Source organism: Micromonospora sp. TSRI0369 (genome assembly GCF_001905625.1).
In the GTDB taxonomy this organism is placed as follows: domain Bacteria; phylum Actinomycetota; class Actinomycetes; order Mycobacteriales; family Micromonosporaceae; genus Micromonospora; species Micromonospora echinospora_A.
The window spans coordinates 110,764-133,184 of sequence record NZ_LIVU01000013.1; the positions used below are offsets into that span (position 1 = coordinate 110,764).

Genomic DNA, 22,421 nt, shown 5'->3' on the forward strand with positions numbered 1-22,421 from the left:
TCAGCCGGGACGCGATGCCGGTCCCTGGTGCCGCCGGAGCAGCAGCACCAGCAGGGCCAGGGCGAGCGTCCCCCACAGCGGCACCCAGCGGGGCCGGTGCTGGGCGAGCGTGCCGACCGCGCCGCCGACGCTGTAGCTGACCAGGGCGAGCAGCCCGAGCAGGGTGCCCCGCCGGGCCCGGGCCCGGCCGGCGGTGGGGCCGAGCAGCCAGCGGGCGGCCCGCTCACCGGTCTTGGTCGTGGTGTCCGACTGGTAGGTGATCGGCGTGGCGATGCCCGCGGTGCGGCTCGCCAGCGTGGTCAGGCTGCCCATGGCGGCCGCGCCGGCGGCGGCGAGCAGCACCCGGGACGCGGTGCCGTCCCGGCCGTACGCGAGCGCCAGGTTGAGCACTGTCCAGACCACCATGGTGATCTCGGTGACGGCGATGTCCACCAGCGGCGCCGCCGTCGACCCGGTGCGGCCGCGGAGCAGGCTGACCAGCCCGGCGGCGGTGGCGAACGCGACGATCGACGCCGCGGAGACGGGCCACGTGGAGTGTCCGCCGGCCGGTCCCATGCCGAGGAAGATGGCGTTTCCGGACTGGTTGGCGACGAACGCGCCGTACCGCAGGAACGCGAAGGCGTCCAGCGCGCCGGCGGTGACGACGGCGAGCACCAGCGCCGCGAGCGGGTACCGGAACTCGCGGTAGGAGTCCGCGGGGCCGTACGGCGCCGACCGGTTCACCCGTCCCCCGTCCGTGTGCAGGAGCAGCCCTGGCAGCGTCCGGGAATTTCGCTGTCGGGCCGCTGCGGCGAACCTACTATATGTCGCGTATAGAGGCTTTCGCCCGTTTCGGTGGGCGGTCGCCCGGGCGGACGCGCGGCCGATCGGCTGCCCCGCCGCACGCGGTCGGGCGTCTTCGCGCTCTTCGCCGGCCTGTGCGTGGTCGGCTTCCTGTTCGTCCGGCGCTATCTGCCGGAGACCAAGGGCCGGACGCTGGAGCAGATCCAGCAGATGTGGGTCGCCGACTACGACCGGCGCAAGCGGACGCACACCGGTTCCTGAAATCTCCCTGAAAGCCTGCGGGGCCGTCAATCCGCTCCTACGGTGACGAAATAGCTGAAACCGTACAGAAGGTGCGGACGAAGGGATCGCGAAGTGCATCTCACGCCGAAGGAATTCGACAAGCTGACGATCCACTCGTTGGCGATGGTCGCAAACGCCCGCAGGGCGCGCGGGGTCAAGCTCAACCACCCCGAGGCCGTGGCGGTGATCTGCGCCGCGGCGCTCGAAGGCGCGCGGGAGGGCAAGACCGTCGAGGAGGTCATGAACGACGCCAGCCACGTGCTCACGGCGGACGACGTGATCCCCGGCGTGGCGGACATGATCCCGATGCTCCAGGTCGAGGCGGTCTTCACCGACGGGTCACGGCTGATCACCGTCCACTCACCCATCCAGTAGAGCAGCGACCGGAGGCCACGGTCTCCGGCAGAGCGGGGGCGACATGGCGAAGCAACATCCGGGACCGAACTCCAAGCACCTTCGGCCCATCGGCGGCTACAAGCTCAGCGACCAACCTCTGGAACTCAACGCCGGGCGGCCGGTGACCGAGGTGGTCGTGCACAACACCGGTGACCGGCCCATCCAGGTCGGCTCCCACTTCCACTTCTTCGAGGCCAACCGCTTCCTGGAGTTCGACCGCCCGTCGGCGTTCGGCAAGCGGCTGAACATCCCGGCCACGACGTCGATCCGGTTCGAGCCCGGCGACCGCAAGACCGTCCAGCTCGTCCCGTACGGCGGTTCCCAGCGGGTGTACGGCTTCAACGGCCTGGTCCAGGGCTGGACCGGCGACGGGCCGATCCCCGGGTACCGGCCGGACCGGGCCGAGGCGCTCCACCAGGCCCAGACGCGCGGCTTCAAGACCATGTCGCAGCAGCAGGACCAGGGTCAGACCAAGGACCAGGCCAAGGGCAAGGGCAAGGGCCAGGACAAGAGCGGCAAGGGCGACAAGTAGCCCGGCAATCCTTCGACGCGCCAGAGCTGGAGCGAGAACGCATGAGTCAGATCTCACGGCAGGAATATGCCGGAATGTACGGCCCGACCACGGGCGACCAGATCCGGCTGGGTGACACCGACCTCTACATCGAGATCGAGAAGGACCTGCGGGTCCTCGGTGACGAGGTCATGTACGGCGGCGGCAAGACCCTGCGCGACGGCATGGGCAGCGCCAGCCAGGCCACCAGCGCCGAGGGCGTGGTGGACCTGGTGATCACCAACGTGACAATCCTCGACGCGCTGCTCGGCGTGGTCAAGGCGGACGTGGGGATCAAGGACGGAAAGATCGCCGGGATCGGCAAGGCCGGCAACCCCAACATCATGGACGGGGTGACCCCGGGCCTGGTGACCGGTCCGGGCACCGACGCGATCTCCGGCGAGCACCTGATCCTGACCGCCGGCGGCATCGACGCGCACGTCCACCTGGTCACCCCGCAGCAGGTGTACGCCGCGCTCAGCAACGGCGTCACCACCCTCTGGGGCGGCGGCACCGGGCCCAGCGACAGCACCAACGGCGTCACCATCACGCCCGGCCCGTGGAACATCCACAACATGATGCGGGCCTTCGAGAACCTGCCGATCAACATCGGCCTGCTGGGCAAGGGCAACAGCAGCGGCCGGGCGCCCCTCGTCGAGCAGATCATGGCCGGAGTGCCCAGCTTCAAGATCCACGAGGACTGGGGCGCGCCGCCCGCGGTGATCCGGTCCTGCCTGGCCGTTGCCGACGAGTACGACGTCCAGATCAGCATCCACACCGACACGCTCAACGAGAGCGGCTACATCGAGGACAGCATCGCCGCCTTCGAGGGCCGCACCATCCACACCTTCCACACCGAGGGCGCGGGCGGCGGGCACGCGCCGGACATCATCAAGGTCGCCGGCCAGATGAACGTGCTACCCGCCTCGACCACGCCCACCGTGCCGTACGGCATCAACAGCCAGTCCGAGCTGTACGACATGATCATGGTCTGTCACAACTTCAACCCGAAGGTGCCCTCGGACGTCGCCTTCGTGGAGAGCCGGATCCGCACCGAGACCATCGCCGCCGAGGACGTGCTCCTCGACGAGGGCGTCATCTCGATGATGCAGAGCGACTCGCAGGCCATGGGCCGGGTGGGGGAGACCTGGCTGCGCACCGTCCAGCTCGCCGGGCAGATGAAGAACGTCCGCGGCAAGCTGGCCGAGGACTCCGACGCCAACGACAACTTCCGCGTCCTGCGCTACGTCGCCAAGATGACCATCAACCCGGCGATCACCCAGGGCGTATCGCACGTCATCGGCTCGGTCAGCCCGGGCAAGCTCGCCGACCTCGTCCTCTGGGAGCCCGCGTTCTTCGGCACGAAGCCGAAGATGGTGCTCAAGGGCGGCATGATCGCCTGGTCCATCATGGGCGACCCGAACGCCTCGCTGCCCACCCCGCAGCCGGTCTACTACCGGCCCATGTTCGGCGCCACCGGCACCCAGGTCGCCAAGAACTGCGTGACGTTCGTGTCCCGGGCCGCGCACGAGGCGGGCGTCGCCGAGAAGCTCGGCCTGCAACGGCAGGTCATGCCGGTCTACGGCTGCCGCAACCTGACCAAGCGCGACATGGTGCGCAACGACCGTACGCCGAAGCTCGAGGTCGACCCGGAGACCTTCGCCGTGAAGATGGACGGCGTGCACGCGACAGTGCCGGCGGCCAAGAACCTTCCCCTCAGCCAGCTCTACTTCTTCAGCTGACCCGGCGCGGCGCCCGCCCCGGCCGGGCCGGCGGCGGGCCGCGTGAAAGGAGAACACATGCTCGTCGAAACGGTACTCGGCAACGTGAACGAGCCGGCCTGGACCGAGCGGCTCCGGGAGGCCAAGGTCGACGACCTGGTCCTCGACCAGTGGGACGCCCAGAAGAGCCGGCTGCGCCGGACCACGAGCCTCGGCACCGAACTGGCGCTGTCCCTGTCCCGCGGCGTACGGCTGCGCGACGGCGACGTGCTCGCCTGGGACGACGCCACGGCGACCGCTGTGGTGGCCCGGATCGCGCTCGGCGAGGTGATGGTCGTGCACCTCGACACGCTGCACGGCGAGTCGCTGGACATGGTGATCCGCTCCGCCGTCGAACTCGGCCACGCGATCGGCAACCAGCACTGGCCGGCGGTGGTGAAGGGCACCAAGATGTACGTCCCGCTGACGGTGGACCGCAAGGTCATGGACTCGGTGATGCGGACACACGCGTTCACCGGCCTCACCCACGAGTTCATCCCCGGCACCGAGATCATCGCGTACCTGGCCCCGCACGAGTCGCGGCGGCTGTTCGGCGGGGCCGACTCGACCCCGCACACGCACCTGCCCGCCGATCTGAACTGAGGGGCCGGGTGTCCACGGTGACCGAGGCCCTGAAGCTGCTCCAGTTCGGCGACTCGGTCTTCCCGGTCGGCGCGTTCTCCTTCTCCAACGGGCTGGAGACGGCTGTCGAGCAGGGCGCGGTGCACGACCGGACCACGTTGCAGGAGTTCGTGCGGACGGTCACCCGTGCCGCCGCCACCGGTGACGGCGTCGCGCTGCTCGTGGCGCACCGCGCCGCGGGCGCCGGGGACCTCGACCGGATCCGGGCGGCCGACGAGGCCGTACACCTGCGCAAGATCAACGAGGAGACGCGGACGATGACCGTCCGCATGGGGCGCAAGCTGGCCGAGGCCGCCGAACGGGTGGTGGGGGAGTCCCTGCTGCGCAAGCGCGTCGCGGAGAGCGGCGGCGGAGTCCCGGTCACCTACCCGGTCGCGCTCGGCGTGCTCTTCGCCGAACTCGGCGTGGGCGAGGCGGACGCGTTCGCCGCCCACCAGTACGGCGCGGCCTCCATGGTGCTCGGCGCGGCGGTCCGGCTGATGCGGGTGGACCACCTCGACACCCAGTCGATCCTCTTCGCGGTAAACGAGCGGGTCGGCGAGGACTACGAGGAGGTGCGCACCGCCGGGCTCGACGACATGCAGAGCTTCGCGCCGCACCTCGACGTGCTGGCCGGCGCGCACCAGCACGCACACGTACGGATGTTCATGAGCTGAGCGCTCCCGCTCACCACCTGAAGGGCTTTTCCCAAGATGAAATCAGCGAGTCGGATCGGCGTCGGCGGCCCGGTGGGCAGCGGCAAGACGGCCATCATCGAGGCCGTCGTGCCCCGCCTGGTCGAGCAGGGCCTGCGCATCCTGGTCATCACCAACGACGTGGTCACCACCGAGGACGCCAAGCACGTCCGCCGCGCCCTGACCGGCGTGCTGGTGGAGGAACGCATCGTCGGCGTGGAGACCGGCGCCTGCCCGCACACCGCCGTACGCGAGGACCCCAGCATGAACCTCGCCGCGGTGGAGGACATGGAGGCGCGGTTCCCGGACAGCGACGTCGTGCTCATCGAGAGCGGCGGGGACAACCTGACGCTCACGTTCAGCCCCGCGCTCGTCGACTACTTCATCTACGTGATCGACGTGGCGGCCGGCGACAAGATCCCGCGCAAGAACGGCCCCGGCATCTCCAAGTCCGACATCCTCGTGATCAACAAGACCGACCTGGCCCCGTACGTCGACGCCGACCTGGACGTGATGGCCCGCGACGCCGAGCTGATGCGCGGCGGCAAGCCGTTCGTCTTCACCAACTGCAAGACCGGCGAGGGCATCGACGACCTCGTGGACCTGGTCCGCCGCAACGCGCTCTTCGACGCCGAAGTGCTCGCATGACCACTCTGGACTCCGTCCGGGAACTCGCGCCGTACCAGGACCAGCCGGCGCAACTGCCGGCCGCCGCGAACGGCAAGGTCGGGATCCTCCGGCTGGGGTTCGAACGGCGCGCGGACCGGACGATCCTGCGCGACGTCTACCGGCAGTCACCGCTGCTGGTCCAGCGCGCGCTCTACTGGGACGAGGAGATGCCGGGCCTGCCCTGCGTCATGATCCTCACCACCTCCGGCGGTGTGCTCCAGGGCGACCGGCTGCGGATGGACGTCGACCTGGGGCCCGGCGCGCAGGCGCACCTGGTCACCCAGGCCGCCACCAAGATCCAGGAGATGGACGCCAACTACGGCACCCAGAGCCAGAGCTTCACCCTGGCCGAGGACGCCTACCTGGAGTTCCTGCCCGAGCCGGTGATCCCGTTCCGGCGCAGCCGGTTCGTCTCCGACACGGTGGTCCGGCTCCCGGAGACCGCGACAATGCTGTACGCCGAGGTGCTCCAGCCCGGCCGCAAGTACTACCGCGACGGCGAGATCTTCGCGTACGACCTGTTCTCCACCACGCTGCGGGCGCAGCGGCCCGACGGACGCCCGCTGTTCGTGGAGAAGTTCGTCATCACGCCGGGCCGGTTCCCGGTGACGCGGATCGGCATGATGGACCGCTTCCACGTCTTCGGCAACGTCGTGCTGCTCACCTACCCGGACCGGGCGGCAAGGGTCTTCGAGCGGACCGCGACGCCGGTGTGGGACGAGGCGACACCGCTGGCCACCGCTGTGAGCCGGCTGCCGAACGACGCCGGCCTGGTGTTCAAGGTGCTCGGGCAGGAAACCGAACCGGTCCGCGCCGCGGTACGCGCGTTCTGCACGGCCGCCCGCGAAGAGGTGACCGGCTGCACCTTCCCGCCGGTCTTCAGCTGGCGTTGACCCGGAGGACAGCGAGATGGCCGACATCGGACGTGGCTGGCACCGGCTGGCCGACCGGAACCCGGCGGTCGGGTTCGTCGACGCCTGCCTGCGCGGCGCCGCGCAGGTGGTGCTCCAGAACAATCCGCTCAGTGGCCTGCTCATCCTGATCGCGCTGGCCTGGGGCGCGTTCGAGAACGGGACGCCCCGGGTGTTCGGCGGCGGCGTGCTCGGCCTGGTCGTGGGCACCGCCACCGCGCTGGCGCTGCGGGTCGACATGTCCAGCTGGCGCAAGGGCCTGTTCGGCTTCAGCCCGCTGCTGACCGGGCTCGCGGTGCCCACGTTCCTCGACCAGCGCCCGCTGATGTGGCTCTACCTCGTGCTCGGCGCGATCGGCACGGTGGTCGTCACGCTCGCCCTCAACGCCGTGTTCAAACGCTGGAACCTGACCGCCTACACGTTCCCGTTCGTGCTCACGACCTGGTTCCTGCTGATGGCGGCGTACCAGTTCGACAGGTTCACAGTGCTCACCAAGCTGACGCCGAAGTTCCCCGGTGAGGGATCGTCGACCGGCGGCACGTTCGACTGGGACCTCATCCCGACGTTCTTCAAGGGTGTGTCCCAGGTCTACCTGATCGAGAGCTGGGTCACCGGCCTGCTCATCCTCGTCGCCCTGCTGATCAACTCCCGGTGGTCGGCGCTGTTCGCGGTGATCGGCGCCGTCGGCGCGACGCTGCTGGCGCTCTGGTTCGGCGCCGACGGCGCGTCCCTGGACAAGGGGCTGTTCGCCTTCAACGCGGTCCTGACCGCGATCGTGGTGGGCGCTGTCGCGCACCGCCCCGGCGCGCTGGTGACCGTCTACACGCTGTTCGGTATCGCGCTGACGCTGTTCGTGCAGATGGCGCTGACCACCATGCTCACGCCGCTGGGCATTCCGGTGCTCACCGGGCCGTTCAACATCGCCACCTGGCTGTTGCTGCTGCCGGACCGGCACTTCGCGCCGGTGCCCAACCACGAACGGGTCAGGGACACCGTGATGCACACCGTCCGCGACTCCGTCCACCTGCGGAAGAAGGAGGGAAACCGTGTCCGCTCCGAACGCGGGTGACACCGCCTGGGTGCTTGTCTGCGCCGGGCTCGTCCTGTTCATGACGCCGGGGCTCGCCGCGTTCTACGGCGGCATGGTCCGCACCCGCAACGTGCTGGCGATGCTGCAGCAGAACATGATCGCGCTGGGCGTGGTCAGCCTGACCTGGGTACTCGTCGGCTACACCATCGCCTTCGGCGACGACGCCGGCAGCGGACTGTTCGGCAACCTGGAACTGTTCGGGCTCACCGACCTGAAGGTGCCGCCCGCACCGAACCTGCACGTGGTCGACGGTCGGATCACCATTCCGACGCTGGCGTTCGTGCTGTTCCAGATGATGTTCGCGGTGATCACACCGGCGCTCGTCACCGGCGCCACAGCGGGCCGGCTGCGCTTCGGCGGCTGGGTGCTGTTCCTCGCGGTCTGGTCGGTGGTGGTCTACGCGCCGATCGCGCACTGGCTCTGGCACCCCGGCGGATGGCTGGCGAAGTTCGGCACCCAGGACTGGGCCGGCGGGCTCGTCGTGCACGCCAGCGCCGGCGCCGCCGTCCTCGCCGTCCTGCTCGTCGTCGGCCGGCGCCGGAACTGGCCGCACACCGCCGCGCCACCCAACTCGATCCCGCTGACCATCGTCGGCGCGGGCATCCTCTGGTTCGGCTGGTTCGGCTTCAACGGCGGCGACGGCCTCCAGGCCAACGGCCTGGCCGCCCAGGCCGTCCTCAACACGCACCTGGCCGCCGCCGCGGCCATGCTCGTCTGGCTGGCGCTGGAACGCGTCACCGACGGACACAGCACCGTCGTGGGCGCGGTCTCCGGCGCGGTGGCGGGCCTCGCGACGGTGACCCCGACCGCCGGGTACGTCAACGCGGCGTCGGCCGTCGCGATCGGCGCGCTGGCCGGCCTGGTCTGCCACTTCGCGCTGAAACTGAAGTACCTGCTGCGCCTCGACGACGCGCTCGACGTGCTCGCCGTGCACTTCGTCGGCGGCATGCTCGGCACGCTCCTGCTCGGCCTGTTCGGCAACCGCGGGGTCAACCCGCTCGGCGCCGACGGGCTGTTCCTCGGCGGCGGAGGCGGCCTGCTGTGGCGCCAACTCGTCGGCGTGGTGAGCGTTGTGGCGTTCTCCTTCGTCCTGACCTGGCTGATCGCCGCCGGAGTGCAGGCGCTCATCGGCCTGCGCGTACCGCTCGCCGACCAGGAGCGCCTGGACCAGGCACAACAGGGAGCCGACGCGTACCACCTGGGCGGGGTCACCAGCCTGACCGCGCCGGGCGCGCCCCGCCGCCGTACCGGAGCGGCGCCGGCCGGCGAACCGGCCGTGCCACCAGGCCAGCGGGTACGGGTGGTCACCGCGCTGCTGGAACCGGATCCGGCGGCGAACAGCGCCGACCTGCGCGACGCCCTGCTTGCAGCCGGCGCGATCTCGGTGATCGTCAGCGACGCCGCCGTGGCGACGACCACGCCGCAGGCGAGCCTGCTGCCGCGCGGCTACTGGCAGGACCAGCCCCTCGCCGCCCGGTTGCGGGTCACGGTGCTGGTCGGTGCGGACGGGGTGGGGGCGGTGCTGGACGAGTTGGACCGGATGGGCGCGCGGCGGAGCGACACGTTCGTGCAGGAGGCGGAACGCGTCCAATCCTGACAACGTCCTGACGCTGATGCCGGAGGAATTCGTTACATGACCTCGTTACCTGTGTAGCATTGCTCTGGTGGAGCGAGAGACGGAGGCTGATTCGTTGCCGGGATCGTTGCCGGCGACCTTCAGCTACTCCGAGGCTCTCGGTGCCGGTCTGACGCGATGGCGGCTGTACCGGCTTCGCGACGAAGGGCTGATCGAATCCCTGGGCCGCGGGCTCTACCGGCGCCACGACGCCGAGGCCGCCGACATCGATCTCATCGAACTCGCGAGCCGCGCTCCGCTTTCCACTCTGTGCCTGACCAGCGCCCTGGCTCATCACGGCCTCACCGATGAGATCCCCTCCCGCATCGACGTCGCGCTGCCGCGCGGGCGCCATCGGCCCACGACCGTCGCGCCGGTCGCCTGGCACGTGTTCGATCCGTCCACCTTCGAACTCGGACGCAGCCAACTGCCGCTCGATGCCGAGACCTCCATCGGCATCTACGGCCCCGAGCGGAGCATCGTCGACGCGTTTCGCCTCCGGCACCGGGAAGGGAGGGATCTGGCGTACACGGCTTTGCGGCGTTGGCTGGGAGGTCGCGGCGCGGCACCGGCCAACCTGCTTGCGATGGCGCGACACTTTCCCAAGGCCGAACGACCGCTTCGAGAGGCATTGGAGATCCTGCTGTGACAGTGCGCCCGACCCGGGCCAGCGTGGCCGGCCGCGCGTATCTCGACCTTCAACGGCTCGCGAGGCGCACCGGCCGTCCCACGGACGAGCTGCACCAGGTCTACGCGCTGGAGGGTTTTCTCGCCCGTCTGGCCAAGTCGCCGTACGCGAACAAGCTCGTTCTCAAGGGTGGTGTCCTGCTCGCTGCGTACGCCGCCCGCAGGCCGACCCGGGATGTCGATCTTCAAGGACGGTGGATTTCCAACGATGCCGATCACGTGCTCGACATCGTCCGTCGCATCGCCGCCCTGGACGTCGACGACGGGTTGACGCTTGACGCCGCCGGCGCGACGGCGGAAACCATCAGGGACGACGACGCCTACAGCGGTGTACGGGTCAACCTTACCGGCCGTCTCGCCGCTGCCCGCCTGGCCCTGCACATCGATGTCAATGTCGGCGACCCGATCTGGCCCGACCCGCAGCCGGTCAAACTGCCGCGCCTGCTCGACGGCGAGATCGTGGTGACCGGCTACCCGCTGCCCATGGTGTACGCGGAGAAGCTGGTGACGGCGTTGCAGCGCGGCGTGGCGAACACGCGCTGGCGAGACTTCGCCGACGTCTACTTGTTGTCCGGCGGCCACGATGTCGACGGCGACGAGATGGTCACAGCCGTGCAGCGCGTGGCCGCGTACCGAGCCGTGCCGCTCGGTTCCCTGACTCAGGTGCTCGACGGCTACGCGGCGATCGCGCAGGGGCGGTGGGCGGTCTGGCGTCGCAAGCACCGGCTCGATGATCGGCTCCCGCCGAGCTTCGACGAGGTGCTGGCCCGCACCTTTGCGCTCGCCGATCCTGTCTTCTCCGGGCGTGCCGGTGGCCGGACCTGGGTCGCATCGGCATCGGACTGGACCCGGCCGTGACAGAACCCGGGACGTCGTCGGTCTGGTGGGCGGTCGTGCCGCATACTGGCGCGGTGTTCACTCTCGCCCAGGCGCGTCACCTGGTGGCCACGTTGCGGCCGCGCGTCGACGAGCTGATCCGGCTGCGGGCCGATCTGGCCGAGCTGCGGGTCGACCTGGCCGACCACGGTATCAGCGCGCTCGGCGGGCTCGCCGAGGTGAAGGCCCTGGAGGCTCGCCTGCATCTCGTGGTGGACGAGTTCCATCAGCACGACATCGCGGTCAAGGGGATCGCCCCGGTGCTGCTCGACTTCCCCGGTGAGCGCGACGGCCGGGCGGTGCTGTGGTGCTGGCTGGAGGGGGACACCGACATCCGGTGGTACCACCGGGTCGAGTGCGGTTTCGCCGGCCGCCGCCCGGTCTGACCCCGCCCCGTGGGTGACGCTCGCCCGGGCGGCCACAGCCGGGCCTGCGTGAGCGCGCTGCTGGTCTGGTTCCGGGAGCGGGGTGCGCGCCGGGTCGATCTGCGGGCCTCGGCGGCCGGCCGTCCGCTCTACCGTGCCCTGGGTTTCCGGGAGACCGCCGACCCGGCGATGCGGCTGACCCTCCCGGCGGAATCCTTCATCCCGCCTCGGGTGACCGGCAGCGATTTGTAGCGAGTAGTCGCTATGCGCGCTGAACCGCAAATCGGTGATCTTCCATGCGCTGTGATCTTATTGATATCTATCTCTCACCACCACTTCACGCCCCCAGGAGTGCGACGTGCGGAGATCCCGTCTTGCCACCCTCGCCCTGACCCTGGCCGCCTCGGTCGGGGTCACTCTGTCTCTGGCCGCCCCCGCCCAGGCGGCCCCGTCCGACCGCTACGTCGCGCTCGGCGACTCGTACGCCTCCGGCGTCGGCGCCGACAGCTACACCTCCGAGAGCGGTAACTGTCTACGCAGCACGAACGCCTATCCGGCGCTCTACAACGCCAACATCAAACCCGCGTCGTACCGTTCGGTCGCCTGTTCCGGCGCCACCACCGCCGACGTCATCAACAGCCAGCTCTCCGCGCTCTCCTCGACCACCACGCTGGTCAGCGTGACTGTGGGCGGCAATGACGTCGGCTTCGCCAACATCATGAGCACCTGCGTGCTCCAGGGGGAGACCCAGTGCGTGGCGGCCGTGCAGTCCGCCATGAACGTGGCCCGCACCTCGATGCCCGGCCGGCTCGCCAACGTCTACAACGGCATCAAGTCCCGCTCGCCCTCGGCCCGCGTGGTGGTGGTCGGCTACCCGGTCTTCTACCAGCTCGGCACCACCTGCGTCGGACTCAGCGCCACGTCCCGGGCGAAGATCAACGAGGGCATCAACCTGCTCGACGACATCACCCGTACGGCCGCCGTCTCGGCCGGCTTCAAATTCGCCGACGTCCGCTCCATCTTCGTCGGCCACCAGCTGTGCAGCGGCGGGACCAAGTGGCTGCACGCGCTCAACGTGCTGAGCCTGAGCAAGTCGTACCACCCGACGGCGGCCGGGCAGTCCGGCGGCTACTACCCGGTCTTCCGGTCCGCCGCCGGCTGACCTCGGCCCGACCGGCCGCGCCCCGGCCCCACACGAGGCCGGGGCGCGGCCGTCGCCGAATCGGTCAGCGCGCGAACTGGTTGACCAGCTGGCTCAGGCCCCAGGCGTTCCCGGCGATGCCGCCCACCGCGCTGAGCCGGTTGACCAGCCGGTCCATCTTGACCATGACCCGCTTACGGTCCGGCCGCTCCTGCTGGATCAGATCCACGATGTCGTCGACCTCCTCCAGCGCCAGCTCCGGCTCGACCAACTGCGACCGGTTCTCCTCGACCCACTGCCGGGTCGTCCGCAACTGCTCCAGGATCTCCCGCAGTGACGCCTCGCCCATGTGGTCGACCTGATCCCCTGTGGCCTCCGGCCCGGCCGCCACCGGTCCGCTGGACGAGCACTGGATCACCACACCGTGGTTACCGTCGTACGTCACTGCTCTTCTCCTCTCGCTTGCCGCCGCTGTCGTTGCGCGGCGTCGTTGCCCCCGACGGCCGTCGGCGACCAATTCGGTGACAGATCCGTCGGCGAATCGTTCACCGCGGTAGGCCGCGTCGCGCAATTAACGGTTGTCGCTCGCGTGGCGGATCATGCGTGAGGAAAGTTGCCGATTCTGTGGCCTTCCTGGGACCGTCGACCGTGCTCGTCACGTGACCACCAATCGATGACGATGTGCCGGGGTCAGCCACGTTATGAGGTCAGGCCGGTCTCCGGAAAGTGGCCGTAGGTACCGCTCGCCCGGGTCGACGGGCCGGTCCACTCGTACGGCCGGACGGAGTTGCGACCGAACAGGACACAGTCGGGTCGCCGTCACGATTCGGCGGTGTTGTTGCGACAACGGTTTCGATTCGCGCGGGCGAATTCTTTCTCCCGGGTACGCGGGGAGTTGCCGATGTCTGTTCGTGAACGCGCGGAATGCGCGCCGGAACCCGGCACCGTCCCGGCGCGCATTCGTCAGGCCGGCAGGACCTTCTCGATCGCCGCGCGCAGCTCGGGGTCCTCGGGCGTGACCTGCGGGGCGAACCGCGCGGCCACCGTGCCGTCCGGAGCGACGAGGAACTTCTCGAAGTTCCAGCGCACGTCGCCGGTGTGCCCCTCGGCGTCCGGCGTGGACACCAGCTCCGCGTAGAGCGGGTGCCGGTCCGGCCCGTTGACGTCCACCTTCTCCGTCAGCGGGAACGTCACGCCGTAGTTGACCTGGCAGAACTCCTCGATCTCGGCGGCGCTGCCCGGCTCCTGGCCGGCGAACTGGTTGCACGGCACCCCGAGCACCGTGAGCCCGCGCCCGGCGTACGTGTCGGCGAGTTCCTGTAGGCCCGCGTACTGCGGGGTGAGGCCGCAGCGGGAGGCCACATTGACCACGAGCAGGGCACGGTCACGGTAGCGGCCGAGATCGGCCGGTCCGCCGGCGAGGGCGTCGATCTGGACGTCGAAAACGGTCATGTGACGAGGCTACGGGCCGTCGCGCGGACCGTCCCGCGCCACCCGTGAAATCGACGCATCTACATCTTGACGAAGTGGTGACGGCGTGAGTAGCGTCTCAGCAATCAATTTGGAAACTTTCCTAACTATTGGAGGGACGCCGTATGAAGAGATCGCTCCGCCGGGCCCTGTGGGCCACCGGCGCCGTGGTCGCGCTCACGGTCGCCGCGGTGCCCATGACCACCGCGTCGGCCGCCGGCAGCGTCACCGCCACGTTCGCCAAGGTGCAGGACTGGGGGACCGGCCACGAGGGCCGGGTGACAGTCACCAACGGCACCAGCTCCACCGTCAACGGCTGGCGCATCGAGTTCACGCTGCCCTCCGGCACCTCGATCAGCAGCTCCTGGGACGCCGACATCACCCGCAGCGGTGACCGCTACGTGGCGGTCAACAAGAGCTGGGCCTCGACGCTCGCCCCGGGTGCCAGCTTCAGCTGGGGCTACAACGGCACCGGCGGGTACAAGGCGCCGGTGAGCTGCACGATCAACGGCGGCTCCTGCACCGGCGGCGGCACGCCGACGACCACCGCGCCGACCACGGCGCCGCCCACGACCGCGCCGCCCACCACCGCGCCGCCGACGACCGCCCCGCCGACCACGCAGCCGCCCACCACGCCGCCGCCCGGTGGCAAGAAGGTCGTCGGCTACTTCGCCGAGTGGGGCGTCTACGCCCGCAACTACCACGTCAAGAACATCCACACCAGCGGCTCGGCCGCGAAGCTCACCCACATCCTGTACGCCTTCGGCAACACCACCGGCGGCCGGTGCAGCATCGGGGACAGCTACGCCGACTACGAGAAGGCGTACACCGCGGCGGACAGCGTCGACGGCGTGGCCGACACCTGGGACCAGCCGCTGCGCGGCAGCTTCAACCAGCTGCGCAAGCTGAAGAAGATGTACCCGAACCTGAAGGTGCTCTGGTCCTTCGGCGGCTGGACCTGGTCCGGCGGCTTCACCCAGGCGGCGCAGAACCCGGCCGCGTTCGCCGACTCCTGCTACTCACTGGTCAAGGACCCGCGCTGGGCGGACGTCTTCGACGGCATCGACGTCGACTGGGAGTACCCGAACGCCTGCGGCCTCCAGTGCGACAGCAGCGGCCCGAACGCCTTCAAGAACGTGGTCTCGGCGCTGCGGAGCAAGTTCGGCTCCAGCTTCCTGGTCACCGCGGCGATCACCGCCGACGGCAGCAACGGCGGCAAGATCGACGCCACCGACTACGCGGGTGCCGCGACGAACCTCAACTGGCTGATGCCGATGACGTACGACTACTTCGGCGCCTTCAACGCCCAGGGGCCGACCGCGCCGCACTCGCCGCTCTACTCGTACTCGGGCATCCCGCAGCAGGGCTTCTGGTCGGACGCGGCGATCCAGAAGCTGAAGTCCAAGGGCGTACCGTCCAGCAAGCTGCTGCTCGGCGTCGGCTTCTACGGACGTGGCTGGACCGGCGTGACCCAGGCCGCGCCCGGCGGCAGCGCCACCGGCGCGGCGCCGGGCACCTACGAGGCCGGCATCGAGGACTACAAGGTGCTCAAGAACAGCTGCCCGGCCACCGGCACGGTCGGCGGCACCGCGTACGCCAAGTGCGGCAGCAACTGGTGGAGCTACGACACCCCGGCGACCATCGGCGGGAAGATGAGCTACGCCAACAGCCAGGGCCTCGGTGGCGCGTTCTTCTGGGAGCTCTCCGGTGACACCAGCAACGGTGAGCTGATCGGCGCCATCAAGGGCGGTCTCGGCTGAGCCGAGGGCCGACGCACCACCCACCCGGCGGGGAGGGGCCGTACCGGCCCCTCCCCGTCCGCGTGCCGCCCTGGCCGCGCGCGCCGATCCGGGTCAGGATGGGGAGTCACCCGGCCGCGCGGGCCGGGTGTGGCACACTCGCCGCTCGACGAGTCCACGCGACGGGAGGACCGATGGATCGCAGCCACCGGGGCCGGTTCGCCGCGCTCGCCCTCGCCTTCGCGCTCACGCCGGCGCTGGCCGCCTGCGGCTCCGGCGACGAGGGCGCCGCCACCGCGCCCAGCGGCCGGGCGCCCGCCGAGGAGGCGGCGGCCAAGAGCCGGGAGCGCGTGCAGGCGTACCTCGACGCGCTCACCGCCCGCGACGCCGACGCCGGCCGCAGCCAGCTCTGCGCGCCCATGCACGCCGCCTTCGACGCCGCCGCCACCGGCCCGAACGGCGACTTCGCCGACCACTTCACGGTGCCCGACGCGACGATCACCGACGTCCGCTCCGGCCCGAACGGGCAGGAGGTCAGCGCCTCCGTCACGGTGGCCGCCGGTTCGCGCAAGGCCACCCGGGCACTGCTTTTCACGGTGACCCGTAACGGGGCGGACTGGTGCATCTCCGGCGAGGTTCCCGGCGACCGCACGGCCGACCCGTCCGAGCCGCCGCCGGCGCGCCCCTCGCCCGTCTCCTCCCAGTGACCGGAACCATGCCCCTCGGCGGCGAGTGATCGCGACGGTCGCCGTACGCTTTCCTCCATGCGCCATGAGTGGCATCAGCTGAGTCACCCCGCCGTGGGCAGCCCTGGCCTGCAGACCAGCCGCCCGACCGCCGACTCCGCCGAGGACGCAGCCCTCGGCCTCGACCGATGGCGGGAGCTGCCGCGCGCGCAGACCCCGCCGTGGGACGACCAGGCCCAGGTCGCCGAGGTCTGCCGGGTGCTGGACACGGTTCCCTCGGTGGTCGCGCCCTACGAGGTCGACCAGCTGCGGCAGCGGCTGGCCCTGGTTTGCGAGGGCAAGGCGTTCCTGCTCCAGGGCGGTGACTGCGCCGAGACGTTCGCCGACAACACCGAGAGCCACCTGCTCGCCAACGCCCGCACGCTGCTCCAGATGGCCATCGTGCTCACCTACGGCGCGTCACTGCCGGTGGTCAAGGTGGCCCGGGTGGCCGGCCAGTACACCAAGCCCCGGTCGCTGCCGACCGACGCCCGAGGTCTGCCCGCCTACCGCGGCGACATGATCAACTCGCTGGAGGCCACGCCGGAGGCGCGGGTCGCCGACCCGCAGCGCATGATCCGGGCGTACGCCAACTCGGCCGCCGCGATGAACATGCTCCGCGCGTACCTGGCCGGCGGCCTGGCCGACCTGCACGCCGTGCACGACTGGAACAAGGACTTCGTCCGGCAGTCCCCGGCCGGGGAGCGCTACGACGCGATCGCCCGCGAGATCGACCGGGCGCTGGCCCTCATCCGGGCCTGCGGGATGACAGACGACGAGGCGCTGCGCACCGTCACGCTCTACTGCTCGCACGAGGCGCTGGCGCTGGAGTACGACCGGGCGCTGACCCGGATCTCCAACCACAAGGCGTACGGCCTGTCCGGGCACTTCCTCTGGATCGGCGAGCGGACCCGGCAGATCGACGGCGCGCACATCGACTTCATCTCCCGCATCGCCAACCCGATCGGGGTCAAGCTCGGCCCCACCACCACCCCGGACGAGGCGATCGAGCTCTGCGAGAAGCTCAATCCGGACAACATCCCCGGCCGGCTCACGCTGATCAGCCGGATGGGCAACCACCGGGTACGCGACGCGCTGCCGCCGATCGTGGCGAAGGTCACCGCCGCCGGCGCGAAGGTCGTCTGGCAGTGCGACCCGATGCACGGCAACACGCACGAGTCCTCGAACGGCTACAAGACCCGGCACTTCGACCGGATCGTCGACGAGGTGCTCGGCTACTTCGAGGTGCACCGCGGCCTGGACACCCACCCGGGCGGCCTGCACGTCGAGCTGACCGGCGAGGACGTCACCGAGTGCCTCGGCGGCGCCCAGGGCATCGAGGACCTCGACCTGCCCGACCGGTACGAGACCGCCTGCGACCCGCGGCTCAACACCCAGCAGTCGCTGGAGTTGGCGTTCCTGGTGGCGGAGATGCTCCGTGGGTGAACTGATCGATCTCCGGACCGACACCGTGACCCGGCCGACGCCGGGGATGCGGGAGGCGATGGCCGCCGCCGAGGTGGGCGACGACGTCTACGGCGAGGACCCCACCGTCGCCGCCCTGGAGGCGGAGGTGGCCGCGCTGTTCGGCCACGAGGCGGCGCTGTTCGCCCCGAGCGGGTCGATGGCCAACCAGCTCGCGCTCCAGTTGCACGTGCCGCCCGGCGACGAGTTGCTCTGCGACGCCGACGCGCACGTGGTCACGTACGAGGTGGGGGCCGCCGCCGCGTACGGTGGAATCTCGTCGCGGACGTGGCCGGCGGTGGGCGCGGAGCTGGACCCCGACGTGGTCGCCGCGATGATCCGGCCGGACGGCTACTTCGCGGTGCCCACGCGCGCGATCGCCGTGGAGCAGACCCACAACCGGGGCGGCGGCGGGGTGATCCCGCTGCCGACGCTGCGCCGGATGCGTGAGGTCGCCGACGAGCACGGGGTGGCGCTGCACTGCGACGGCGCCCGGATCTGGCACGCGCACGTTGCGGACGGGGTGCCGCTGGCCGAGTACGGCGTGCTGTTCGACACGCTCTCGGTCTGCCTCTCCAAGGGTCTCGGCGCGCCCGTCGGCTCGCTGGTGCTGGGCAGCGCGGAGAAGATCGCCCGCGCGCGGGTCCTGCGCAAGCGGATGGGCGGTGGCATGCGGCAGGTGGGCATCCTCGCCGCCGCCGGCCGGTACGCGCTGGCGCACCACGTCGAGCGGCTCGCCGAGGACCACGCCAAGGCGGCCCGGCTGGCCGAGGCGGTCGCCCCGCACGGGGTGCTCGCGGCGGCGGTGCGCACGAACATCGTGCCGCTGGACCTGACCAAGCACCCGCTGGACGCGCACGCGCTGGCAGCCGCCGCGCGGGCAGCCGGCCTGCTGATCTCGGTGCTCGGCCCGCGTACCGCCCGGCTGGTGACCCACCTGGACGTCACCGACGAGCAGATCGACAGCGCCGCCACCATCCTGAACACCACCCTGCGCGCCTGACCGGCCCCGCCCTTGCCGACGGTGAGGGTGACGGTGGGACCCGTCAGGGGCGGAGGCGTTTGAGGGTGGCGATGTCGGCGGCGTGGCCGACGTGCTTCTCCGTGGGGGTCTCCACCAGCACCGGCACGCCGGCCGTCGCCGGATGGCGCATCAGCTCGGCGAACGCCGGCTCGCCGATGGTGCCCTTGCCGATGTTCTCGTGCCGGTCCCGGGTGGAGCCGCACAGGTCCTTCGAGTCGTTCGCGTGCACCAGCCGCAGCCGGTCGGCGCCCACGGTGGCGACCAGCGTGTCGAGCGTGGCGGTCATGCCGCCCTCGGCGGCCAGGTCGTGCCCGGCCGCCCACGCGTGACAGGTGTCGAAGCAGACCCCCAGCATCGGGTGCCGGTCGACCGCGTCCAGGTAGGGGCCGAGGTGCTCGACCCGGGACGCCAGTGACCGGCCGCCCCCGGCGCTCGGCTCGACCAGCAGCATCGGACCGCCGGTGGCCGCGGCCTCGTCGAGCAGCGGGAGCAGCGACTCCCGGACCTGCCGCAGGGCCGCCTCGGCGTGCCCGGCGTCCACCGAGCTGCCGGCGTGGAACACCACGCCCTCGGCGCCGATCGCCCGGCCCCGCTTCAGCGCGTGCGCGAGCGTCTCCGCCGACCGGGTCACCGTCGCCGGGGTGGGGGAGCCGAGGTTGACCAGCAGCGACGCGTGGATGAACACGGGCAGGCCACGCTCGCCGCAGCCGTCGCGGAACAGCGCGTCCTGCGCCGGGTCACCGGCCGGCAGCGCCCAGCCACGCGAGTTCGAGACGTAGACCTGCACCACCTCGGACTCGGCCGCCTCCGCGTACGGCAGGGCCGCCCGCGCCAGGCCACCGGAGGTGGGGGTGTGCGACCCCACCGGCCGGCACCCGTTCGCCGCGCTCACAGGCACGTCACAGTGACCGTCGTGCCCGGCGGCACCGGCGTGTTCTCGGCCGGGTTCTGGATCCGGACGATGCCGTTCGGGTTGAGCTGCACGTTGACCGGGAAGCCCTGGCTCTCCAGCGTCTGCTTGGCCTGCTGGCAGGGCATGTCGATCACCCGGGGGACGGCCACCTGCGGCGGGCCCTTGCTGATCTCCAGCTTGACCTGGGCGCCCTTCTCCACACCGGTGCCGTCCGCCGGACTCTGGCCGAGGATCTCGTCCTTCGGCTTGTCGGAGTCCTTGACGTTCTCCACCGGCTTGAGCCCGAGCCGCGCGAGGATGGTGCGCGCTTCGGTGAGGCTCTTGCCGACCAGGTCGGGCACGGTCACCGGGGCGCGGCCCTTGCTGAGGATCAGCGTCACCTTGGCCCCGGGCTTGACCACCGTCCCCACCTTCGGGTCGGTCGCCAGCACGACACCCGCCGGCAGCGCGTCGTCGTAGCGGGAACTGCCCTTGGCCGCGACCAGATTGAGACCCTCCAGCTCGACCTGGGCCAGCGCGAAGTCCTTACCCACCACGTCCGGCACCGGCAGGCGCTCCGGGCCGAGCGACAGGGTCAGCGTGATCGTGCCGCCCTTGACGATCCGGGCGGCCGAGCCCGGCGCCTGGCCGAGCACGGTGTCCTTCGGGACGTTCTCGTCGTACCGGGGGTCGGCGTAGCGCAGCGTGAAACCACCGCGCTGGGCCTGCGCCTCGGCCTCGGCCTTGGTGAGGCTCACCATCTGCGGCGCGACCGTGTAGCGGCCCACGCCGAACCACCAGCCGCCGACGGCGGCGACCAGGCCGAGCACCACGACCGCCGCGGCGACGGCCAGCCGGCCGCGCGGCGAGCCCATGATCCGGGTACGCAGGGCGGCGAAGCGGGCGCCCACCCCCTCCGGGTCGGCGGCGCGGCGGCGATGCGGGCGCTGCGTGGCGGCGCCCTCGGGCAGCCGGGCCCACGCCGGGCGCTCGATCGGCTGGAGCGCGGCCACCACCTGCGTCGGCTGGCTCAGCACCGCCGTGTCGTCGCTGAGCTGGCGCAGCACAGCGGTGTGCGCGTGCGGGTTGCCCAGCTCCTCGCGGGCCGCCTGCACCTCGGTCAGCAGCGCCGCGGCGTCGGCCGGACGGGCGGCCGGGTCCCGCCGGGTGGCCCGGGCGACGAGCGCGTCGACAGCCGGCGGCAGCGCCGGAACCAGCGTCGACGGGGGAGGCACGTCCCGGTCGACGTGCTGCCAGGCGACCTCCACCGGGCGGTCGCCGTCGTAGGGCACCCGGCCGGTGAGCATCTCGAACAGCACGATGCCGGCCGAGTAGACGTCGGTGCGCGGGTCGGCGTGGCCCTGGGTGACCAGTTCCGGCGCCACGTACGCCACCGTCGCCATGAGCTGGTTGCCGTTCTCGTCCTCCGCGCTCGCCTCGACGGCCCGGGCCAGCCCGAAGTCGGCCACCTTGACCACGCTGTCGACCAGGTCGCGGCTGCCGCCGGCGGGCACCTCGGCGACCAGCACGTTCTCCGGCTTGACGTCCCGGTGCACCAGACCGGCCCGGTGCGCGGCGGCGAGCGCGGCGAGCACCTGCTCGGTGATCGCGAGCGCCTCGTCCGGATTCAGCCGGCGGCGCTCGGCGAGCACGTCACGCAGCGTGCGGCCGCGCACGTACTCCATCACCAGGTACGGCAGGCCGGCGTGGATGCCCTGGTCGTAGACCGCCACCACGTTCGGGTGGGTGAGCCGGGCGATCGTCTTCGCCTCGTCGGTGAACCGCTCGACGAAGCCGGCCATCCGGGCCCGGGCCTGTGGCGCTTGGGTCGGGTGAATGATCTTGACCGCCACCGTGCGCTCCAGGCGCTCGTCGGTGGCGGTGTACACGGTCGCCATGCCACCACGGGCGACGCGCCCGCGAATGCGGTAGCGCCCCTCGATCAGCGAGCCCAGCAACGTGTCGGCGACCTGTGTGTCCATCGGCAGGCAGTCTATGTGTCGGAAGGGTGAACGTAGAACAGGATGCTACCGCCGGGTTGGGACACCGGTGGCCCGGCGCGCTCGCGGGCCGGTCCGGGGGTGCCGTGCACCGGATCCGGCGGGCACGTGGCAGGGTGGTCAGGTGACCGATTCCGTACCCGCCGAGACCGGCGCCGACCTGGCCGGACCGGCCGACCCGGCCGGCTGGCTGACGCTGCCCGACGTGGCCGAGCGCCTGGACCTGTCGATCAGCAAGGTGCACCAGATGATCCGCGACCGCGAACTGCTCGCGGTGCGCCGTGACGGCGTCCGCCGCGTCCCGGCCGACCTGGTGGCCAACCGCACCGTGCTCAAGCACCTGCCCGGCGTGCTCAACCTGCTCGACGACGCCGGGTACGACGACGAGGAGGCGCTGCGCTGGCTCTACCGGGAGGACCCGTCGCTTCCCGGCACCCCGGCTGTCGCGCTCGGCGGCGACCTGGCCCGCGAGGTCAAACGCCGAGCCCAGGCCGTGGCCTTCTAGCCCCACCCCGCACCCACCCGGCCCCCGGCCCTCCCGTCCTCGTTGATCATGAAGTTGGCGGCGAAGTCGATCTGGCGGTTTCTAGGCTTCAGTGCAACTGATCTTGGTTGGGCTGGGGGTGCGGGTGGCGAGGCCGGGTGTGTTGACGTTCGGGCATCGGC

General features: G+C 70.9%; 25 protein-coding genes. 20 read left to right on the plus strand and 5 right to left on the minus strand.

Annotation, left to right across the window (positions count from 1 at the left end):
• Entirely contained in the window at positions 1–723 is a 723-nt protein-coding gene (locus tag AMK25_RS28900; protein ID WP_241826534.1) for a YoaK family protein, read from the minus strand.
• 111 nt (positions 724–834) lie between these two features.
• Here AMK25_RS28900 and AMK25_RS32100 point away from each other — a divergent pair, with 111 nt between their 5' ends.
• The 15 genes from AMK25_RS32100 to AMK25_RS28975 all read left to right on the plus strand — a co-directional run bounded on the left by AMK25_RS32100 (position 835) and on the right by AMK25_RS28975 (position 12,462).
• On the plus strand, positions 835–1,044 hold the full coding sequence (locus AMK25_RS32100) for an MFS transporter (RefSeq protein WP_241826535.1): 210 nt from the start codon (positions 835–837) through the stop codon (positions 1,042–1,044).
• Between the two features lie 93 nt (positions 1,045–1,137).
• Complete coding sequence (locus AMK25_RS28910) at positions 1,138–1,440, plus strand: urease subunit gamma (protein ID WP_064445193.1); 303 nt, start codon at positions 1,138–1,140, stop codon at positions 1,438–1,440.
• A gap of 43 nt (positions 1,441–1,483) precedes the next feature.
• On the plus strand, positions 1,484–1,993 hold the full coding sequence (locus tag AMK25_RS28915) for an urease subunit beta (protein ID WP_073831523.1): 510 nt from the start codon (positions 1,484–1,486) through the stop codon (positions 1,991–1,993).
• Between the two features lie 41 nt (positions 1,994–2,034).
• Positions 2,035–3,753, plus strand: coding sequence for an urease subunit alpha (locus AMK25_RS28920; protein ID WP_073831524.1), 1,719 nt, complete (start codon positions 2,035–2,037; stop codon positions 3,751–3,753).
• Between the two features lie 57 nt (positions 3,754–3,810).
• On the plus strand, positions 3,811–4,374 hold the full coding sequence (gene ureE / locus AMK25_RS28925) for an urease accessory protein UreE (protein ID WP_073831525.1): 564 nt from the start codon (positions 3,811–3,813) through the stop codon (positions 4,372–4,374).
• Between the two features lie 17 nt (positions 4,375–4,391).
• Positions 4,392–5,069, plus strand: coding sequence for an urease accessory protein UreF (locus AMK25_RS28930; RefSeq protein ID WP_241826536.1), 678 nt, complete (start codon positions 4,392–4,394; stop codon positions 5,067–5,069).
• A gap of 36 nt (positions 5,070–5,105) precedes the next feature.
• The gene (gene ureG, locus AMK25_RS28935; protein ID WP_013287653.1) at positions 5,106–5,735 is read left to right on the plus strand and encodes an urease accessory protein UreG; all 630 of its coding nucleotides are present in this window, start codon (positions 5,106–5,108) and stop codon (positions 5,733–5,735) included.
• Positions 5,732–6,649, plus strand: coding sequence for an urease accessory protein UreD (locus AMK25_RS28940; RefSeq protein ID WP_073831527.1), 918 nt, complete (start codon positions 5,732–5,734; stop codon positions 6,647–6,649). The genes ureG and AMK25_RS28940 overlap by 4 nt, the downstream gene beginning before the upstream one ends.
• Before the next feature lie 16 nt (positions 6,650–6,665).
• Positions 6,666–7,736, plus strand: a complete 1,071-nt coding sequence (gene yut / locus AMK25_RS28945) for an urea transporter (protein ID WP_073831528.1) — start codon at positions 6,666–6,668, stop codon at positions 7,734–7,736.
• Entirely contained in the window at positions 7,714–9,354 is a 1,641-nt protein-coding gene (locus AMK25_RS28950; RefSeq protein ID WP_073831529.1) for an ammonium transporter, read from the plus strand. The genes yut and AMK25_RS28950 overlap by 23 nt, the downstream gene beginning before the upstream one ends.
• Positions 9,355–9,421: 67 nt before the next feature.
• Positions 9,422–10,021 (plus strand): type IV toxin-antitoxin system AbiEi family antitoxin domain-containing protein, encoded by a 600-nt coding sequence (locus tag AMK25_RS28955; RefSeq protein WP_241826537.1) that lies wholly within the window; start codon positions 9,422–9,424, stop codon positions 10,019–10,021.
• On the plus strand, positions 10,018–10,917 hold the full coding sequence (locus tag AMK25_RS28960) for a nucleotidyl transferase AbiEii/AbiGii toxin family protein (RefSeq protein ID WP_073831530.1): 900 nt from the start codon (positions 10,018–10,020) through the stop codon (positions 10,915–10,917). The genes AMK25_RS28955 and AMK25_RS28960 overlap by 4 nt, the downstream gene beginning before the upstream one ends.
• Positions 10,918–10,970: 53 nt before the next feature.
• Entirely contained in the window at positions 10,971–11,321 is a 351-nt protein-coding gene (locus AMK25_RS28965) for a DUF2203 domain-containing protein (protein WP_073831531.1), read from the plus strand.
• A gap of 48 nt (positions 11,322–11,369) precedes the next feature.
• Positions 11,370–11,552, plus strand: coding sequence for a hypothetical protein (locus AMK25_RS28970; protein WP_241826538.1), 183 nt, complete (start codon positions 11,370–11,372; stop codon positions 11,550–11,552).
• Positions 11,553–11,658: 106 nt separating this feature from the next.
• Positions 11,659–12,462 carry an SGNH/GDSL hydrolase family protein gene (locus AMK25_RS28975; protein ID WP_043329427.1) on the plus strand — a complete coding sequence of 268 codons (804 nt, stop codon included), beginning with the start codon at positions 11,659–11,661 and terminating at the stop codon, positions 12,460–12,462.
• Positions 12,463–12,526: 64 nt separating this feature from the next.
• On the opposite strand, the gene AMK25_RS28980 is transcribed toward AMK25_RS28975, so the two are convergent.
• A complete protein-coding gene (locus AMK25_RS28980) occupies positions 12,527–12,886 on the minus strand; it encodes a hypothetical protein (protein WP_073831532.1) in 360 nt (119 codons plus the stop codon).
• A gap of 518 nt (positions 12,887–13,404) precedes the next feature.
• Positions 13,405–13,893 (minus strand): glutathione peroxidase, encoded by a 489-nt coding sequence (locus tag AMK25_RS28985; protein WP_073831533.1) that lies wholly within the window; start codon positions 13,891–13,893, stop codon positions 13,405–13,407.
• A 143-nt stretch (positions 13,894–14,036) separates the two neighbouring features.
• Between AMK25_RS28985 and AMK25_RS28990 the strand changes: the two genes are divergently transcribed.
• The 4 genes from AMK25_RS28990 (at position 14,037) to AMK25_RS29005 (ending at position 18,842) form a co-directional block, all read left to right on the plus strand.
• Positions 14,037–15,671: a glycosyl hydrolase family 18 protein gene (locus AMK25_RS28990; RefSeq protein WP_073831534.1), complete on the plus strand. Its 1,635-nt coding sequence runs from the start codon at positions 14,037–14,039 to the stop codon at positions 15,669–15,671.
• Positions 15,672–15,844: 173 nt separating this feature from the next.
• Positions 15,845–16,357, plus strand: a complete 513-nt coding sequence (locus AMK25_RS28995) for a hypothetical protein (RefSeq protein ID WP_073831535.1) — start codon at positions 15,845–15,847, stop codon at positions 16,355–16,357.
• A gap of 57 nt (positions 16,358–16,414) precedes the next feature.
• A complete protein-coding gene (locus AMK25_RS29000) occupies positions 16,415–17,821 on the plus strand; it encodes a class II 3-deoxy-7-phosphoheptulonate synthase (protein WP_073831536.1) in 1,407 nt (468 codons plus the stop codon).
• A gap of 1 nt (position 17,822) precedes the next feature.
• Positions 17,823–18,842, plus strand: coding sequence for a threonine aldolase family protein (locus tag AMK25_RS29005; protein ID WP_073831554.1), 1,020 nt, complete (start codon positions 17,823–17,825; stop codon positions 18,840–18,842).
• Between the two features lie 43 nt (positions 18,843–18,885).
• On the opposite strand, the gene AMK25_RS29010 is transcribed toward AMK25_RS29005, so the two are convergent.
• The gene (locus tag AMK25_RS29010; protein ID WP_198937699.1) at positions 18,886–19,755 is read right to left on the minus strand and encodes a deoxyribonuclease IV; all 870 of its coding nucleotides are present in this window, start codon (positions 19,753–19,755) and stop codon (positions 18,886–18,888) included.
• Positions 19,752–21,737: a Stk1 family PASTA domain-containing Ser/Thr kinase gene (pknB, locus tag AMK25_RS29015; protein WP_073831537.1), complete on the minus strand. Its 1,986-nt coding sequence runs from the start codon at positions 21,735–21,737 to the stop codon at positions 19,752–19,754. Before pknB ends, AMK25_RS29010 begins: the two co-directional genes overlap by 4 nt.
• Positions 21,738–21,879: 142 nt before the next feature.
• Here pknB and AMK25_RS29020 point away from each other — a divergent pair, with 142 nt between their 5' ends.
• Positions 21,880–22,260 carry an Rv2175c family DNA-binding protein gene (locus AMK25_RS29020; protein WP_073831538.1) on the plus strand — a complete coding sequence of 127 codons (381 nt, stop codon included), beginning with the start codon at positions 21,880–21,882 and terminating at the stop codon, positions 22,258–22,260.
• The last annotated feature ends 161 nt before the right edge of the window (positions 22,261–22,421 follow it).